Source organism: Amycolatopsis sp. lyj-90 (genome assembly GCF_046549035.1).
GTDB lineage: Bacteria > Actinomycetota > Actinomycetes > Mycobacteriales > Pseudonocardiaceae > Amycolatopsis.
On the sequence record NZ_JAJPWP010000007.1, the window covers coordinates 499,464 to 514,065 of the forward strand.

Consider the following 14,602-nt stretch of genomic DNA (forward strand, 5'->3'; position numbering starts at 1 on the left):
GCGATGAGCTTGCCCCGCCGACAGGAGGGTCAAGCTCATCGCGTACGAGGTGGTCAGCGCACGCGGTCGTAGACCACCGCCATCTCCCCCAGCTCCCCGACCTCCTGATAGGCCAGCGCCCACTTCGAAGCCGGCAGCCCGTCGACGAAAAGCCGCTGTCCGCCGCCGGTGATCTCGGGGCAGATCATCAGGTACAGCCGGTCGATCAGGTCGTCCGCGAGCAGGGCCTTGATGACGCTCGCGCTGCTGTTGACCAGGATGTCGCCCTCGCCGTTCGCCTTGAGGTCGGCGATGACTTCGGCGACGGGGGCGTTCACGACGCGGGCACGGTCCCAGGGCGCTTCGGTCAGGGTCGTGGAGAAGACCACCTTTTCCGCGTCGGTGAGCCATTTCGCGTAGGCGCGGTCACGCGGGTCGGCGTTCTCGTCGGCGGCGATGGCCGGCCAGAAGCCCAGGAATCCCTCCGCGTTCAGTCTGCCGAGTACCGCGGTCGTCGCCTTGTCGTGAATGCGGGCGAGGTGACCGCGGGCGACGTCGGTGGTGGCGTACGGGACGATCGCGCCCATGTCACCGGGGCCGCCGGGGCCGCTGTAGTGGCCGTCGAGGGTGAGGGCGATGTTCGCGGTGACGCGGCGGCCGGTCGTGTTCGTCATGGTGTTCGGTCCTTATCCTGAGTGAGGTGCTTGGCGAGGTTGTCGAGTACCTGGCCCCAGCCGGTTTCGATCCCGGCGATGAACGGGACGGCCTCGACGGTGGTTTCGGTGACGCGCAGGTCGAGCCGGAGCCGGGTCCCGCCCGGCGCGTCGGTGAACTTCAGGTCGTAGTGACCGGTGAAGAAGGTCTCCCCCTTGGCATCCAGCACCGAGAGATCGAACTCGAGGTGTTCGAGTCCGGTCGCGGCGTGGACCTTGCCCGCGGAGCGATACCGCCCCTCCGCGTCGCGGTAGTCGAGGACGGCACGTCCGCCCGCCCACGGCTCGATGACGCAGTCGGTGACGGTCATCGACGGCGGCACCCACCAGGCCGCGAGCAGCGCGGGCTCGGTCCACCGCCGCCAGACGGCGTCCCGCGGCGCGGCCAGCAGGCGGTCGAACGAGAACACCCGTCCATCCGCCCACCGGTCGCGATCCGCGGCCGCGGAGTCCGCGCCGATCGCGGCCTGATAGCGCGTGAGGACATCCCGCTCGCCCTCGTTCGCCTCGATGGTCGCGATCAGCTCCCGCAGCCGTCCGCCGAAGTCCTTCAGTGGAGCCGCCTCCACCGCGTAGACGCGACGCTGCCCGAGCGGGAAGACCGTCACGAGACCGGCGCGGGCGAGGGTCTGCAGGTGCTTGGTGGTCTGCGGTTGCCGCAGGCCGGTCAGCTCGGCGAGCTCACCGACGGACCGGGGCCGCTCGGCGAGAAGCTCGACGATGCGCCACCTCGCTCCGTCTCCCAGTGCTGCTGCGATCTGCTCCATGCCCAGAAGTATTCACTCAGCAGAATATTCTTGTCAAGGAATATCTTGGATCCGGAACTCCAGCAGGCTGCGCTGCTCGGTCAGGGTGGTCACGGAGTCGAAGACCAGACCGTGGGCGGCGGCGAGCTCACGAAGCTCGTCGAGGCGCCGCTCGCGACCGCCGTAGAGCACGAGCATGACCAGGTCCCACTCGGTCTGGGCCCCGAGTCCGCCGACGGCCTCGATCACGAGGACACGCCCTCCCGGACGGACGGCCTCGGCGCAGCGGGCCAGGATGCGGTGGGCGTGCTCGTCGTCCCAGTCGTGGAGGATGTCGGACAGCAGATAGGCGTCCGCGCCCGGCGGGAGCGGGTCGAAGAAACTGCCCGCGGTCACCTCGACCCGGTCTTCGAGCCCCTGCTCACGCAGTTCCTTCTCGGCACCGGCCGCGGTGGGCGCGAGGTCGACGAGATGACCGCGCACCGAGGGGTTGGCCGTCAGGATCGCGGCGAGCAGGCTGCCGTGGCCGCCGCCGACGTCGACGATCGTGCCGAAGCGGGACCACGCGAAGCCGGCGACGAGCCCCGGGATCTGCGCGCTGAACCGCTGCGTCATCTGCCGGTCGAACGACTCCCGCAGGCGGGGATGCTCGGCGAGATCGGACCAGAAGTCCTTGCCGTAGCGGCGGATGTAGCCCGCCTGGCCGGTGGCGACGCTGTGTGCGAGCTCGATGAACGCCAGTTCGCCTCGCCCGCCGGCGGCCTCCATGTCCAGAAGCCCCGCCAGGCCGTTCCCCGCGTCGGCGCGGAGGTTCGCGCCGTAGTCGGTGGTGCGGTAGCCGTTCGATGTCCGTTCCAGGACACCGAGAGTGGTGAGGTGCCCCAGCAGCAGTTCGAGCGCGAGCCGGGACTGGCCGAGTTCAGCCGCCAGGTCACCGGCGTCCGCGCCGTCGCCGGACAGCCTGTCCGGCAGGCCGAGGGTGACCGCGACCCGCAACGCCATCGGCGTCGCCAGCCCGGCCAGTCGGAGGAGTTCGTTCCTGTCGTTGTCATGGTTCGCCACGAAGATTCACTGTGGCAGGGCGGTCAAGCCGAAATCTCCCGTACCGCGACGATCAGGCGGTCGATTTCGTCCTCGGTGTTGTAGCCGTGCGGCGAGATCCGGAGTCCGCCGGATCTCGCCGAGCACGCGATCCCCCGCGCCTTGAGCCGTTCCGCCAGCAACGGGATCGGAAGTCCGCCCACCCGAACGGACACGATTCCCGAGCGGTGCCCGATTGCGCGTTCGGAAAGCACCGTCGCGCCGATCTCGGCGAACCCGTCGCGAACCCGTTCGCAGAGACCGTCCACATGCGACCAGATCTCCTCGATTCCCGCGGACAGCAGCAGGTCGATCGAGGTCCCGAGGGCGACGATCCCGGCGACGTTCGGCATCCCGCCTTCCAGCCGCCGGGCGCTGTCGTCCGGCACGTAGTCCAGGTTGTCCCAGTCCTCCCGATGGACGACGGAGTTCCAGCCCGGCTCCAGAGGCCGCAGCAGGTCCAAACAGGACTCCCGCACGTAGAGCACGCCGCAGCCCTGCGGCCCCAGCAGCCATTTGTGCCCGTCGGCCATCGCGAAGTCGACGCCCCACTCCTCCAGCCGGGCCGGGATCACACCGAGCCCCTGGATGACGTCGACGCAGAAGAGCGCGCCCGCGTCGCGGCACACCCGGCTCAGCGCGGCGAGATCGACCTGCCGGCCGTGCCCGAACTGGACCCAGCTGGTCACCACGAGTTTGGGCGGCGGGCCCGCGGCGATCGCCTCGGCGAAGGCCTCGGTGGTGAGCCCGCCGCGCACGCGATCCACCACCACGCCGCGATCGGCGAGCGCGAGCCACGGGTACAGCGTGGACGGGAACTCGAAGTCCGGGATGACGACGCGGTCGCCCGGCGACCAGTCGAGGCCGTTCGCGACGAAACCGAGGCCGGTACTGGTGTTCTTCACGAACGCGACGTCACGGGACGGCACCCCCATCAGCGTCGCCGCTGACGCGCGGGCCCGTTCGATCGCCGCACTGTGCGCGGCGTAGGTGAACTCGCCGTCCAGTGAGACCTCGACGGCTTGCCGGTGCATGGCCTCCACCGACGACGTGGGCAGCGGGCAGATCCCGGCGTGGTTGAGGTAGGCCCAGCGGTTCACGGCGGGGAACTGGTCGCGCGGCAACGGAGTCATCGGACCCTCCCTAAGTGAACACCGTGTCCACTTCGTTGGATCCGAAGCTAGCCGATAACCGGTCACGGTGTCCACTTACGGTGTCAACGTCCTCCCGGTGAGGCTCGCGGTCTCCACGGCCTCGACGTAGCTGCGGGCGACCTCAGCCGCCGGGGTGCCTCCGTCCGACTCGCCGAGCGCGGCGAGCGTTTCGCGCACCCAGCCGGGACTGACGGCGTTGACACGGAGGCCGCGCGGCAGTTCGCGGGCCGCGGCGGCGACGAACGCTTCGAGGCCGGTGTTGGTCAGGACGCCGAACGCGCTGCCGCGCAACGTCTCCGGGATCCGGCCCGCGGTCAGCGTCACGGAACCACCGTCCGGCAGGTGCGGGATCGCGTGCCGCACCAGGAACACCTGGCCGAGCAGTTTTCCCTGCAGCCCTTGGACGAACTCTTCGTCGGTGCCGCCGTCGACGGGGACGAGCGAGCCGCTCCCCGCGCAGCACACGACGTGCTCGATCCCCGGTTCGGCGGCGAACACCGCGTCGAGGGTGCCGGGCCGTTCGACGTCCACTTCGACTTCGCCGGAACGGGACGCGGCGAGCACGGTGTGCCCGCGTGCGGTGAGGGCTTCGGAGACCGCTGCCCCGATCGTTCCGGTGGCACCGACCACGAGGATCTTCATCGGCGTTCTTCCTTTCAAGGTCGGGTGAAGGGTTCTGTTTCGTAAGCCCGGTGCAGCGACGCGACGAACGACGGCGCCGACGGCAACGGCGTCTCGCCGATCCGGTGCACCGCGATCCCCGGCGTCCACGAGTTCATGACCACCGCGCCCGCCAGGTCCGGCAGATCGGCGAGGGTGATCTCCTGGACCCGCTGCGGCACGTCCAGCCGCCGTCGCAGGATGTCCATCGTGGTGCCCCGCAGCAGACCTGCGTCGGGCCACACCACCGTATCGCCGTCCCAGAACGCCAGGTTCCAGATCGTCGCCTCGCTGAGCTTGCCTTGGCGGTCCGTGAACGCGGCGTCGTCGAACCCTTCGGCCACGGCCTGACGCCGGAAGTACGTCTTCGCCGTCTCACCGGTGTGCTTGATCGACGGCAGCAGGCGTTCGTGTTCGACGACTGTCAGCTTCAGCGGACCTTCGGGGCCGGACGACGGAGGCCGGGTACGAACGAGGACTTCGAGATCGCCGGGCAGGTGGATCGTCACGGTCAGGGAGACGTCGGCGGGGCCGGACTCCAGCGCCGTGCGCAGGTACGAGCGGATCCGGTCGTCGGGGACCGCACTGCCGAACAGTTCCAGGGACGCGGTCCGCAGCCGGTCCAGATGCAGGTCGAGACCGCGGATCCGGCCGTCGCGCACCTGCATGGCCGTGAAGTGGGCGAAGCCCGCGAACGCCAGCGGGGCCAGGTCTTCCGCGGTCGCCGTCCGCCCGTTTCGCTGCGCCACGAAAGAACTCATGACCGCACCGTAATGGCTCAGGCCGTCACACGTCGCCGGAGCCGCAGAATCGCCAACGCCCCCAATCCGACAGTGACGGCGGCGCAGACGTAACCCACCGCGGAGAAGGCGGTTCCGAACGCCTCCCGCGCGGCCCCGAGCACCGCTTGCCCGCTGTCCGGTGGCAATCCCGCCGCGACCCGATCGGCCGCGGCGTGGCTTTCGCGGACGGCGTCGCGGGTTTCGGGCGCGATCCCCGGGGGCAGCAGACCGTCCAGCCGGAGCCGGTAGACGACGGTGGCGAGGGTGCCCATCACCGCGATTCCCAGTGCCACGGCCAGTTCGCCGCAAGTCTCGGACAGCGCGGCCGCCGAACCGGCGTGTTCTTCCGGCGCGGCGCCGACCACGAGATCCGTGGTGAGCACGGTCGCCGGGCTCAGCCCGAACACCGCGAGCGCACCGCCCACGACGACCGTCCACAGTGGATCATCCGGTCCGGACTGGGCCAGGACCAGGTAGCCGGCCAGCGAGACGACGGCGCCGGTCCCGATCACGGTCGCGAGCCCCAGCCGGGACGCCAGCGCGGGCGCGGCGAGAGAACCGCCGATGGCGGACAACGCCATCGGCGCGGTCAGCAGGCCCGCCCGCAGCGGCGACAGCCCAGCGGCCGTCTGCAGGAACTGCGGCACCAGGAAGTTCACCGCGGTGATGGTGAAGATCCCGATCGTCAACAGGGTCAGCGCGACCCGGAAGACTCGGGCCGCGAACAGTCCGGGCGCCACCAGCGGATTCGGGATCGCGCGCTGGCGCCGGGCGAACACGGTGCCGGTGACGGTGCCGAGGATCAGCACCGAGACGGTGACGGCGTCCGGTCCGGCGGCGACGAATTCCTTGAGCGCGTAGACGAGCGCGATCATCGTGGTCACCGACAGGACGACGCTGAGCACGTCGACCTTGTCCGGATCCGTGGCGCGGCTTTCCGGCAGCAGCGCGCGGCCGGACAGCACGACCAGTGCCATCACCGGTACGGCGACCAGGAAGACGGAACCCCACCAGAACATCTGGAGCAGCACCCCGCCGAGCAAGGGCCCGAGCGCGACGCCGACCGAGAACGTCGTCATCCAGACGGCGATGGCGGTGGTGCGCTGGCGGTCGTCGCGGAACATCGTGCGGATGAGCGCGAGCGTCGACGGCATCAGGGTCGCCCCTGCCAGGCCGAGGACCGCCCGCGCGCCGACGAACATCTCCGGCGACCTCGCCAGCGCCGCCGCCACCGACGCGGCGGCGAACGCCACGGATCCGATCAGGAGCAGGCGCCGCCTGCCGATGCGATCCCCGATCGCGCCCATCGTCACCAGGAAACCCGCGATCATGAAGCCGTAGACATCCATGGCCCACAGCCATTGCGTCGGCCCCGGCGCCAGGTCCGCCCCGATGTGCGGCGCGGCGAGGAACAGGACACTGACGTCCATGGCGAGCACGAACAACGGCAGCGCGAGCAGCGCGAGGCCGACCCATTCGCGGCGGCCTGCTTTCGGTCCCATCTTGCCCCCTATTGCGATACGATACGTACCGACTCGAAATCGACGATAGCCGGAAAGGGGCGAATCGGGCAATGGGGCAGACCGCCGGAGGCCGTCCGCGCGACGCGCACATCGACGAAGCCGTGCTGGACGCGGTCTCCGCGATCCTGGAGGAGACGGGCTACCGCGCGCTGGCGGTCGAGCAGGTGGCGAAGCGCGCGGAAGTGAGCAAGGCCGCGGTCTACCGGCGCTGGCCGAACCGTCAAGCGCTCGTCCTCGCCGAACTCCGCCGTCGGCTGGGCCAGGTCGTGGCACCCGACACCGGCTGCACGCTCTGCGACCTCAACGAAGCCCTGAACCTGTTCGCGCGGACCTTCACCTGCATGGGACCGGAATTCTTCAGCCCACTGCTCGCGGACTGCTCGGCCGACCCGGACCTGCGGAACACGTTCATGGAGACCCTGTTCGACCCGCCGCGCGAGGCTGTCCGTGCCACCCTCTCACTGGCGCTCGAACGCGGCGACCTCCGCGAGGACACGGATCTGACGCTGACCGTCGATACTTTGGCCTCGCTCGTCCACTACCGGCTGCTGTTCGGGCACGCGCCGGTCACGGAGCACGAGATAGAACGAGCCGTCACGAGTCTGCTCTCCGGGCTGGCCCGGGATTTTCCCGCCCTGGAGGCGAAAGCCGGAGTCACACACGGACGGTCGTGACGCCGGGAACGGAAGGAGTGCACAGTGGAGCTGGACCTGGGCGCGGTCCGCGCGTTCGTCGCGGTGGCCGAGGACCGGTACTTCGGCGAGGCGGCGATCCGGCTGGAGGTGAGTCAGCAGGCGATCTCCAAGCGGGTCGCGAAACTCGAAGCGGATCTCGGCGTGCGGCTGCTGTCGCGGACACGCGGAGGCGCCGAGCCGACCGAGGACGGCGAGGAGTTCCTCAAGCACGCTCGCGCGCTGATCAGCCTCGCGGACCAGGCCGTCGAACGGCTGCACGGCAGGCGCCACCCCCTGCGCGTCGACGTCCTCGGCACACGGCTGGCGACCATGGAGGTGATCCGGGCGTTCCACGCCGACCACGACGACGAACTGGAGCTCGTCACGCCGGGACTGGGTGCAGTGCGCCGGTCGATACTGCCCGAGACGGTCGATGCCGCCTTCGCCCGCGTCAACACCGTGACCGACCCCGCGATCGGCCGTACGCCCGCTTATCTGGAACCGGCGAACCTGCTGGTCGGGCGGTGGCATCCGCTCGCACGGCGGCGGCGGGTCGCGATGGCGGACCTCGCCGGCCTCACGGCCTGGATGCCGTACAACGCGCGGGCCAGCGAATGGGCGGAGTTCTGGCAGGAACTGTGCCCGGCGTTCGGCGTCCTCGTCGACACCGACGGCCCGAACTTCGGACTGGAGCACCACATCGAGGTGCTCAGCGAGTCGAAGGACCGTCTGGGTTTCGTCGGCGCGAAGATGCACGTGCCCTGGCATCCGGACGTCGTCCAGATCCCGCTCGTCGACCCGACGCCGGTGTACCCGTTCTCGCTGCTGTGGCGGCACGAGAACCGGCACCCGACGCTGCCGCTGCTGATCGAGCACGTCCGGTCCGGCTACCGGCCCTTCGACGCCGAGCGGCAATGGCTCCCGATGGCGGACCGGGCGGCGATGAGCTCCTAGCGGGCCTCACTCAGCGAAGGACGCCTTCGGATCAGCGGATGCCCCCAATACCTCGAGGTCGTTGCCCCGGAACGGCAACAGAATCGAACAGGGACGTCCAAGCTGGTCGCGGAGTCGTGAGTGGCGAGGACGGTTAGAACCGTCCTCACCACTCACGAGACCCAAGCACTCTTGCTTAACTATACGAACGGTCGTACGTTTAGTTCCCGACCCACTGGAGGGACCCGTGACGTACGCGCTCGTCCAAGCCCTGGCGCTCGCCAAGAGCAGGCAGGACATCCCCGCGGCACTCGACCTGCTGCACCCAGACATGCTCCTCGAAACCCCGGCCTTCGGGACCACGGCGAAAGGACGCGCCGAGAATGAGAGGGCGCTCAGGCACTTCTTCGCCTCCTTCCCCGACTACGACGTCACCCTCGACGGTCACGCAAGCGACGGCACGACACTCGCCTGCTGGGGCACCGCCCGGATGACGATGACCGGCGGCCGGTTCGGCGTCGTCCCCAGCGGCGATCGCGCCGAACTGCCCGTGTTCATCCGGTTCACGTTCGCCAACGGCCTCATCGCGTCCGAACGGTTCTTCTTCGACCTCTCGGCGCTCTGCGCCCAATCGGGCGTCTCGACCGACGCCGTCCGGCGGAAGGTGTTCGGCTCATGACCACTCGGGTGAAGGATGTCGGCGAACTCCGCACGGAACCGCTCTTCGACATCGTCATCGACCTACACCCGCCGCTGAACATCGGCGGCGGCCGGGTGCTCTTCGGCGCCGCGGGCGGCACGTTCGAGGGCCCGGAGCTGCGCGGCGAGGTCCTGCCCACCGGCGGCGACTGGGCGACGTTCCGCCCCGGCGGCACGATGGCGCTCGACGTCCGGCTGGCCCTGCGCACCCACGACGACGCGCTGCTGCACATGACCTACCACGGCCGCTGGCGGATCCCGGCCGACCTCCGCGCCGAACTCGCCGATCCCGCGACCCGCCATCTGGTCGACCCGGCCCGGTACTACTTCCGGACGACTCCGTACTTCGAGACCGGCTCCGAGCGCTACGCGTGGTTGAACGACGTCGTGTGCGCGGGTTCGGGCTACCCGGTCGAAGGCGGGATCGCCTACCGCGTCGCGAAGATCCTCTGACTCCGGACCCGCCGTGACCCGTGTGCACGATGCGCGAAGCACCATCGGTGCGGAAAAGTGAACGCATGGGCGAGGGGCTGATCGGCGCGAAGGTGACCCGGCAGGAGGACGTCCGCCTGCTCACCGGCCGGGCGCAGTACATCGACGACCTCCGGTTGCCGGGGACGCTCGAGGCCGCGATCCTCCGCAGTCCCCATCCGCACGCGCGGATCCTGCGCGTCGACACCACGTCCGCGAACGCCCATCCCGGCGTGTTCGCCGTGATCACCGGCGAAGACGTCGTGTCGAGCACGAAGACACCGCAGCCGGTGATCTGGTCGAACCTGCCGGACATGCGGGTGCCCGAGAACCACGCGCTGGCCGTCGGCAAGGTGCGGTATCCCGGCCAGGGCGTCGCGGCCGTCGCGGCGAAGAACCGGGCGACCGCCGAAGACGCGCTGGAACTGATCGAGGTCGAGTACGAGGAACTCCCGGCCGTCAGCACGCTCGAACAGGCGCTGGCGGACGACGCGCCGAAGCTCTACGAAGACTGGCCGAGCAATGTCGCCGGCACCGGAACCATCCCGATGGGTGACGTGAGCACCGCGTTCGCCGAGGCCGACGTCGTGCTCACCGAGTCGTTCCGCTTCGCGCGCCAGATGGGCACGCCGATCGAAACCCGCGGCGTGGTGGCGACCTGGGACCCGTTCACCGACCGGCTCGACGTCTGGCTCGCGACGCAGGCACCCAATCTCGCGCGCGAGCTGTTCGGCGAGGTCTTCGGGCTCTCGCTGGACCGGATCCGCGTGCGCACTCCGGACGTCGGTGGCGGCTTCGGCAACAAGTTCGACTTCTACGCCGAGGAGGTCGTCGCGGCGATCCTGTCCCGGCGTACCGGGAAACCGGTCAAGCTCATCGAGGACCGGGCGGAAAGCTTCGTCGCCAACGCGCACTCGCGCGAACAGAAGATCGACGTCGAACTCGCGGCCAAGGACGACGGCACGATCACCGGTCTGCGCGCCACCGTGTACGGCGTCCTCGGTGGCGTGCTCGGGACCGTCGGCCCCAGCCCGTGCTGGACGACGACGGCGCTGCTCACCGGTCCGTACGCCATCCCGAACGTGGAACTGAGCCTGGTCGCGGTGATGACGAACCGGTCGCCGTACGGATCGTTCCGCGGTTACGGGCTGCCGAAGGCGAACTTCGTGCACGAGCACCTGGTGGAGCAGCTGGCGAAGCGTCTCGGCATGGACGCGCACGCGGTGCGGCGCAAGAACTTCATCCCGCCGGAGGCGTTTCCGTACCAGAGCCCGGTGTTCGTCTACGACAGCGGCCGCTACGAAGACTGCCTGGATCTCTGCCTGAAGGCCGTCGAGGAGGCTGGCTGGGCGAAGCGCCGCGGAAACGGTGTCGGCATCGGCTATTCGTTCCACAACGAACTGACCGGGTTCGGGCCGAGCCGGATCATCAACCTTTCCGGGCTGGGGCATTCCGGCTTCGACGAGGAGGTCGTGCGGGTCGACTCGACCGGGCACGTGACCGTCCACACCGGACTGTCCGCGATCGGCCAGGGCATCCACACGACACTGGCGCAGGTGGCCGCGCATACGCTCGGTGTCCCGCTCGACCACGTCACCGTCGTTTCGGGGGACACCGACAGCTGCCCGTACACCGGCTACGGCACGGCGGCGAGCCGCGGGGCGGCCGTCGGCGGCGCGGCCGTGCTGAACGCGTCGACCCGGCTGCGGGCGAAGATCCTGCGGGTGGCGGGCCACATACTGGAAGTGTCCCCCGACGATCTGTCCATCGAGGACGGTGTCGTTTCGGTGAAAGGCGTGCCGGGCAAGGAGGTCACGCTGGCCGCGATCGGCGATGCGGCGTACCGGCGGCTGAACGGCGTCTGGCCGGAAGACGAGACGCCGACGCTGGAAGAGCGCGAGGTCTACGACCCGGTCAACGTCGCGACCTCGTTCGGCTGCACCGCCGTCCTCGCCGAGGTCGACCGGGAAACCGGTGTGGTGACGCTGCTGGACTACCTGATCGCGCACGACTGCGGCACCGTGATCAACCCGATGATCGTGGACGGGCAACTGCACGGCGGCGCGGCGCAGGCGATCGGCGGCGCGCTGTACGAGGAGCTGGTCTACGGCGCCGACGGACGGTTGGAGACCACGTCGTTCACGGGGTACCTGCTGCCGACCGCGACCGAGATCCCGCCGTTCTCCGTCTCCCATATGGCGACGCCCGCCGAACACGTTCCGGGCGGGTTCAAGGGGATGGGGGAAGCGGGCGTGATCGGTGGTGGCGCGGCGATCGCGCACGCCGTCGGAGACGCGCTACGCGAATACGGCGTCGACATCACGTCACTGCCCATCACGCCGCCACGGCTGCTGGCCGCGATCAAGCGGGGAGCACACCGGTGAAGGCCGCGCCGTTCGAGTACGTCCGGGCCGCGTCGCTCGACGAGGCCGTCGAGGCACTGTCGGGCACGCCGGACGCGCGGGTGCTGGCGGGCGGGCAGAGCCTCGTGCCGTTGCTGAACCTGCGTCAGGTACGGCCCACCCTGGTGGTCGACATCAACCGTGTCGACGAGCTTTCCTTCCTGCGCAAGGAGAACGGACAGCTCGAGATCGGCGCGCTCACCCGTCACCGGGTCCTCGAAACGTCCGAAACCGTCCGGTCCGAAGCCCCGCTGCTCGCCGAGGCGATCGGCTACGTGGGACACCCGGCGATCCGGAACCGGGGCACCCTCGGCGGCAGCCTCGCGCACGCCGACCCCGCCGCGGAACTGCCCGCGGTGATGATCGCGCTCGACGCCGGATTCACCGCGCGCGGGCCGCAGGGCGAGCGGGTGATCGCCGCGCGGGACTTCTTCCTCGGCCCGCATCGCACGGCGTTGGGCCCCGGCGAACTCCTGACCCGGATTTCGGTGCCGTCGCATCGGGGCGGCTGGGCTGTCGAGCAACTGAGCCGACGGAGCCGTGACCTCGCGCTGGTCGCCGTCTTCGCCACCGTGACACTGTCCGGCGACGTCTGCGAAACCGCGCGGATCGCCGTCGCGGGCGCGGGTCCCACGCCGATCCGGGCCACCGGTGCCGAAGAAGCGCTCGTCGGCCGCGCCCTGACGGACGACGTGATCGCTCTCGCCGCGGAACTCGCCGCCGCGGCGACGGATCCGCCCGACGACCTCCACGCCCCCGCCGACTACCGGCGCGAGATGGCCGCTGTCCTCACCCGGCGGGCGATCTCGCGAGCGAAGGAGGGCGCATGATCACGGTCAGCCTCACGGTGAACGGACGGACCTACCGCGCCGACTGCGAACCGCGGCGGACACTCGCCGACTTCCTGCGCCACGACCTGGGTTTCACCGGGGTGCGCGTCGGCTGCGAACACGGCGTCTGCGGCTCGTGCACGATCACCCTCGACGGCGCGAGCGCGCGCTCGTGCTGTCTGCTGGCGGTCCAGGTGGACGGCGCGGAGATCGTCACCGTCGAGGGACTGGCCGAGAACGGCGAACTGCATCCGCTGCAGGAATCGTTCCGGAAGCATCACGGGCTGCAATGCGGTTTTTGCACGTCCGGGATGCTGGCGACGGCGGTGGAGTTGCTGAAGGAGAACCCGGACCCGACGGACGCCGAGATCCGGCAGGGGATCTCGGGGAACCTGTGCCGGTGCACGGGTTACCAGTTCATCGTGGACGCCATCCGGGACGCGGCCAAACGTCCATGAAGGCCCCTTTCCCTATTCGAGGTAGGGAAGGATGCCTTCACGGACCTTCGAGCCGTCAGCCGACGATGTCGATCTCGAACTCCACGTTCGAGCTGTACTCGTAGTCGACCCAGACGGCGCCCGGCAGGGCGTACCGCCGGTGCGACACCGTCTTCGGGTTGAATCCGGGCGCCTGCAAGGGATTCCCGCCGACACCGACCTTGTCGCTGCCCCAGGCGAAGATGTTGCCCTGCCAGACGGGCGAGTCGGTGATGCCGTCGCCGTCGATCCGCGGGCGGACGATGATCGCGGCCGTCTCGCTGCCGGAGAGCAGCAGCCGCACGGACGTGGTGGCCGGACTGGCCGGAATGGTCTTGCGTTCCATGAGTTCTGTCGTCGCCTTCCGCTTCGGGGCGGCGCCGCCGCCGGTCAAGTGGGCGTTCGTGTAGGACTCGTTGAGGTCGACACTGCTCGCGCGGATGCCGGGGACCTGACCGGCGTCCGAGTACTGGTGCACGTCGTAGCGGCCGGCGGCGGCGTCGGGTTTGGCGCCGTAGCGCGCGATCCAGATCACCAGGTCCGGCACGCCGAACTGGTCGGGGCGCAGCATCTTGGCGAGCGAGTTGTTCAGGTAGATACCGGGACGGAACCCGTGCCCCGCCACGCGATTGCAGAACCTGATCGAGAAGTCGCGCTTACGGCCGTCGGGGATGTTCGGTGCCCCGGAACCCGGCGGATTGTCCTCCAGATCGAGCATCGGAACGCAGCCCGTCGCGCCGAGTTTCCGGACCTCGGCGATGAACAGGTCGGCTTGCGCTTCCGGCGACGGACTCGCCTGAGCGAAGTGGTAGCCGCCCACCGGAATCCCCACGGATCTCGCTCCGGCCACGAGCGCCCCGCCGGTGTGGCGGCCGCCGTTCGGCAAACCACCGCCATCGGTGAGCTTGACGAAGACGAATGTCACGCCGTGATTCTTGACGGCCTGCCAGTTAGTAACGGATTGGAAGCGGCTGTAGATATCGATTCCCAGCGCCATCTTTACAGCCTGACGGGTGAACCTGTTGGACAAAAGGGCCTAGTGGGCGATTACTCGTACGTCCGATTCGCCCTTTTGGGCGGCCCCTCCCTGGCTGACTCCGATCACCCGTGCCCGTACTGTGACGGCCATGGCGTCTCGAAGCCCCTTTCGCTGGATGACCCGGTGGGCGGACTGGTTCGAAGAACGCGGCGTCTACGTCCCGGGCGAAGAGAGCCGCGCGGTCGACCCGATGCGCGATTTCGGCTGGTTGATCGTGGCGTGGGTGTCCGGTCTGGCGATCTTCATCCTGTTCTTCGCCTTCGCCGTTTGACCTCTTCCGGTGTGCCACCGAGGTGACGACTGTCACTAGCCGTACCCTTCCGATCACGGATCGGCCACGGCTGTACACCAGGTGCGCTTCAACCCGGCCGTGCCGCTCCTCTCAGCTGGGAAAGCCAGTCACTCTGGACTCTTCGGCACTAATGACTACCTCGAACGGCC

General features: G+C 69.3%; 16 protein-coding genes. 8 read left to right on the forward strand and 8 right to left on the reverse strand.

What is annotated here, in order from left to right:
• Positions 1-53 precede the first annotated feature (53 nt).
• The 7 genes from ACLJPX_RS28610 to ACLJPX_RS28640 form a co-directional block, all read right to left on the reverse strand.
• The gene (locus tag ACLJPX_RS28610) at positions 54-653 is read right to left on the reverse strand and encodes a dihydrofolate reductase family protein (protein ID WP_410603327.1); all 600 of its coding nucleotides are present in this window, start codon (positions 651-653) and stop codon (positions 54-56) included.
• Positions 650-1,459, reverse strand: coding sequence for a metalloregulator ArsR/SmtB family transcription factor (locus tag ACLJPX_RS28615; RefSeq protein ID WP_410603329.1), 810 nt, complete (start codon positions 1,457-1,459; stop codon positions 650-652). Before ACLJPX_RS28615 ends, ACLJPX_RS28610 begins: the two co-directional genes overlap by 4 nt.
• A 33-nt stretch (positions 1,460-1,492) precedes the next feature.
• Positions 1,493-2,500 (reverse strand): methyltransferase, encoded by a 1,008-nt coding sequence (locus tag ACLJPX_RS28620; RefSeq protein WP_410603331.1) that lies wholly within the window; start codon positions 2,498-2,500, stop codon positions 1,493-1,495.
• A 23-nt stretch (positions 2,501-2,523) separates the two neighbouring features.
• Positions 2,524-3,651, reverse strand: a complete 1,128-nt coding sequence (locus ACLJPX_RS28625) for an aminotransferase class V-fold PLP-dependent enzyme (RefSeq protein WP_410603333.1) — start codon at positions 3,649-3,651, stop codon at positions 2,524-2,526.
• 75 nt (positions 3,652-3,726) lie between these two features.
• The gene (locus ACLJPX_RS28630; protein WP_410603335.1) at positions 3,727-4,314 is read right to left on the reverse strand and encodes a short chain dehydrogenase; all 588 of its coding nucleotides are present in this window, start codon (positions 4,312-4,314) and stop codon (positions 3,727-3,729) included.
• 14 nt (positions 4,315-4,328) lie between these two features.
• The gene (locus ACLJPX_RS28635; RefSeq protein ID WP_410603337.1) at positions 4,329-5,093 is read right to left on the reverse strand and encodes an aminotransferase class IV family protein; all 765 of its coding nucleotides are present in this window, start codon (positions 5,091-5,093) and stop codon (positions 4,329-4,331) included.
• 17 nt (positions 5,094-5,110) lie between these two features.
• Complete coding sequence (locus ACLJPX_RS28640; protein WP_410603339.1) at positions 5,111-6,616, reverse strand: MFS transporter; 1,506 nt, start codon at positions 6,614-6,616, stop codon at positions 5,111-5,113.
• Positions 6,617-6,687: 71 nt separating this feature from the next.
• On the opposite strand from ACLJPX_RS28640, the gene ACLJPX_RS28645 reads away from it, so the two are divergent.
• The 7 genes from ACLJPX_RS28645 to ACLJPX_RS28675 all read left to right on the forward strand — a co-directional run bounded on the left by ACLJPX_RS28645 (position 6,688) and on the right by ACLJPX_RS28675 (position 13,104).
• On the forward strand, positions 6,688-7,311 hold the full coding sequence (locus tag ACLJPX_RS28645; RefSeq protein WP_410603341.1) for a TetR/AcrR family transcriptional regulator: 624 nt from the start codon (positions 6,688-6,690) through the stop codon (positions 7,309-7,311).
• Positions 7,312-7,335: 24 nt separating this feature from the next.
• On the forward strand, positions 7,336-8,265 hold the full coding sequence (locus ACLJPX_RS28650; RefSeq protein WP_410603343.1) for a LysR family transcriptional regulator: 930 nt from the start codon (positions 7,336-7,338) through the stop codon (positions 8,263-8,265).
• Positions 8,266-8,491: 226 nt separating this feature from the next.
• Positions 8,492-8,923 (forward strand): ester cyclase, encoded by a 432-nt coding sequence (locus ACLJPX_RS28655; protein ID WP_410603345.1) that lies wholly within the window; start codon positions 8,492-8,494, stop codon positions 8,921-8,923.
• Positions 8,920-9,396 carry a DUF3237 domain-containing protein gene (locus tag ACLJPX_RS28660; protein ID WP_410603347.1) on the forward strand — a complete coding sequence of 159 codons (477 nt, stop codon included), beginning with the start codon at positions 8,920-8,922 and terminating at the stop codon, positions 9,394-9,396. Before ACLJPX_RS28655 ends, ACLJPX_RS28660 begins: the two co-directional genes overlap by 4 nt.
• 65 nt (positions 9,397-9,461) lie before the next feature.
• On the forward strand, positions 9,462-11,798 hold the full coding sequence (locus tag ACLJPX_RS28665; protein ID WP_410603349.1) for a xanthine dehydrogenase family protein molybdopterin-binding subunit: 2,337 nt from the start codon (positions 9,462-9,464) through the stop codon (positions 11,796-11,798).
• The gene (locus ACLJPX_RS28670; protein WP_410603351.1) at positions 11,795-12,646 is read left to right on the forward strand and encodes an FAD binding domain-containing protein; all 852 of its coding nucleotides are present in this window, start codon (positions 11,795-11,797) and stop codon (positions 12,644-12,646) included. Before ACLJPX_RS28665 ends, ACLJPX_RS28670 begins: the two co-directional genes overlap by 4 nt.
• Entirely contained in the window at positions 12,643-13,104 is a 462-nt protein-coding gene (locus ACLJPX_RS28675; protein WP_410603353.1) for a (2Fe-2S)-binding protein, read from the forward strand. The genes ACLJPX_RS28670 and ACLJPX_RS28675 overlap by 4 nt, the downstream gene beginning before the upstream one ends.
• 55 nt (positions 13,105-13,159) lie before the next feature.
• Here ACLJPX_RS28675 and ACLJPX_RS28680 read toward each other — a convergent pair whose 3' ends face one another.
• Positions 13,160-14,119 (reverse strand): glycoside hydrolase family 25 protein, encoded by a 960-nt coding sequence (locus tag ACLJPX_RS28680; protein ID WP_410603355.1) that lies wholly within the window; start codon positions 14,117-14,119, stop codon positions 13,160-13,162.
• A 130-nt stretch (positions 14,120-14,249) separates the two neighbouring features.
• On the opposite strand from ACLJPX_RS28680, the gene ACLJPX_RS28685 reads away from it, so the two are divergent.
• Positions 14,250-14,432: a hypothetical protein gene (locus ACLJPX_RS28685; protein ID WP_026466904.1), complete on the forward strand. Its 183-nt coding sequence runs from the start codon at positions 14,250-14,252 to the stop codon at positions 14,430-14,432.
• Positions 14,433-14,602: the final 170 nt, after the last annotated feature.

Bases quoted from the DNA above. Each gene is read 5' to 3' on its own strand.
- ACLJPX_RS28665 (WP_410603349.1), top strand. From the start codon at position 9,462: ATGGGCGAGGGGCTGATCGGCGCGAAGGTGACCCGGCAGGAGGACGTC.
- ACLJPX_RS28685 (WP_026466904.1), top strand. From the start codon at position 14,250: ATGGCGTCTCGAAGCCCCTTTCGCTGGATGACCCGGTGGGCGGACTGG.
- ACLJPX_RS28640 (WP_410603339.1), bottom strand. From the start codon at position 6,616: ATGGGACCGAAAGCAGGCCGCCGCGAATGGGTCGGCCTCGCGCTGCTC.
- ACLJPX_RS28645 (WP_410603341.1), top strand. From the start codon at position 6,688: ATGGGGCAGACCGCCGGAGGCCGTCCGCGCGACGCGCACATCGACGAA.
- ACLJPX_RS28635 (WP_410603337.1), bottom strand. From the start codon at position 5,093: ATGAGTTCTTTCGTGGCGCAGCGAAACGGGCGGACGGCGACCGCGGAA.
- ACLJPX_RS28675 (WP_410603353.1), top strand. From the start codon at position 12,643: ATGATCACGGTCAGCCTCACGGTGAACGGACGGACCTACCGCGCCGAC.
- ACLJPX_RS28660 (WP_410603347.1), top strand. From the start codon at position 8,920: ATGACCACTCGGGTGAAGGATGTCGGCGAACTCCGCACGGAACCGCTC.
- ACLJPX_RS28610 (WP_410603327.1), bottom strand. From the start codon at position 653: ATGACGAACACGACCGGCCGCCGCGTCACCGCGAACATCGCCCTCACC.
- ACLJPX_RS28615 (WP_410603329.1), bottom strand. From the start codon at position 1,459: ATGGAGCAGATCGCAGCAGCACTGGGAGACGGAGCGAGGTGGCGCATC.
- ACLJPX_RS28625 (WP_410603333.1), bottom strand. From the start codon at position 3,651: ATGACTCCGTTGCCGCGCGACCAGTTCCCCGCCGTGAACCGCTGGGCC.
- ACLJPX_RS28630 (WP_410603335.1), bottom strand. From the start codon at position 4,314: ATGAAGATCCTCGTGGTCGGTGCCACCGGAACGATCGGGGCAGCGGTC.
- ACLJPX_RS28680 (WP_410603355.1), bottom strand. From the start codon at position 14,119: ATGGCGCTGGGAATCGATATCTACAGCCGCTTCCAATCCGTTACTAAC.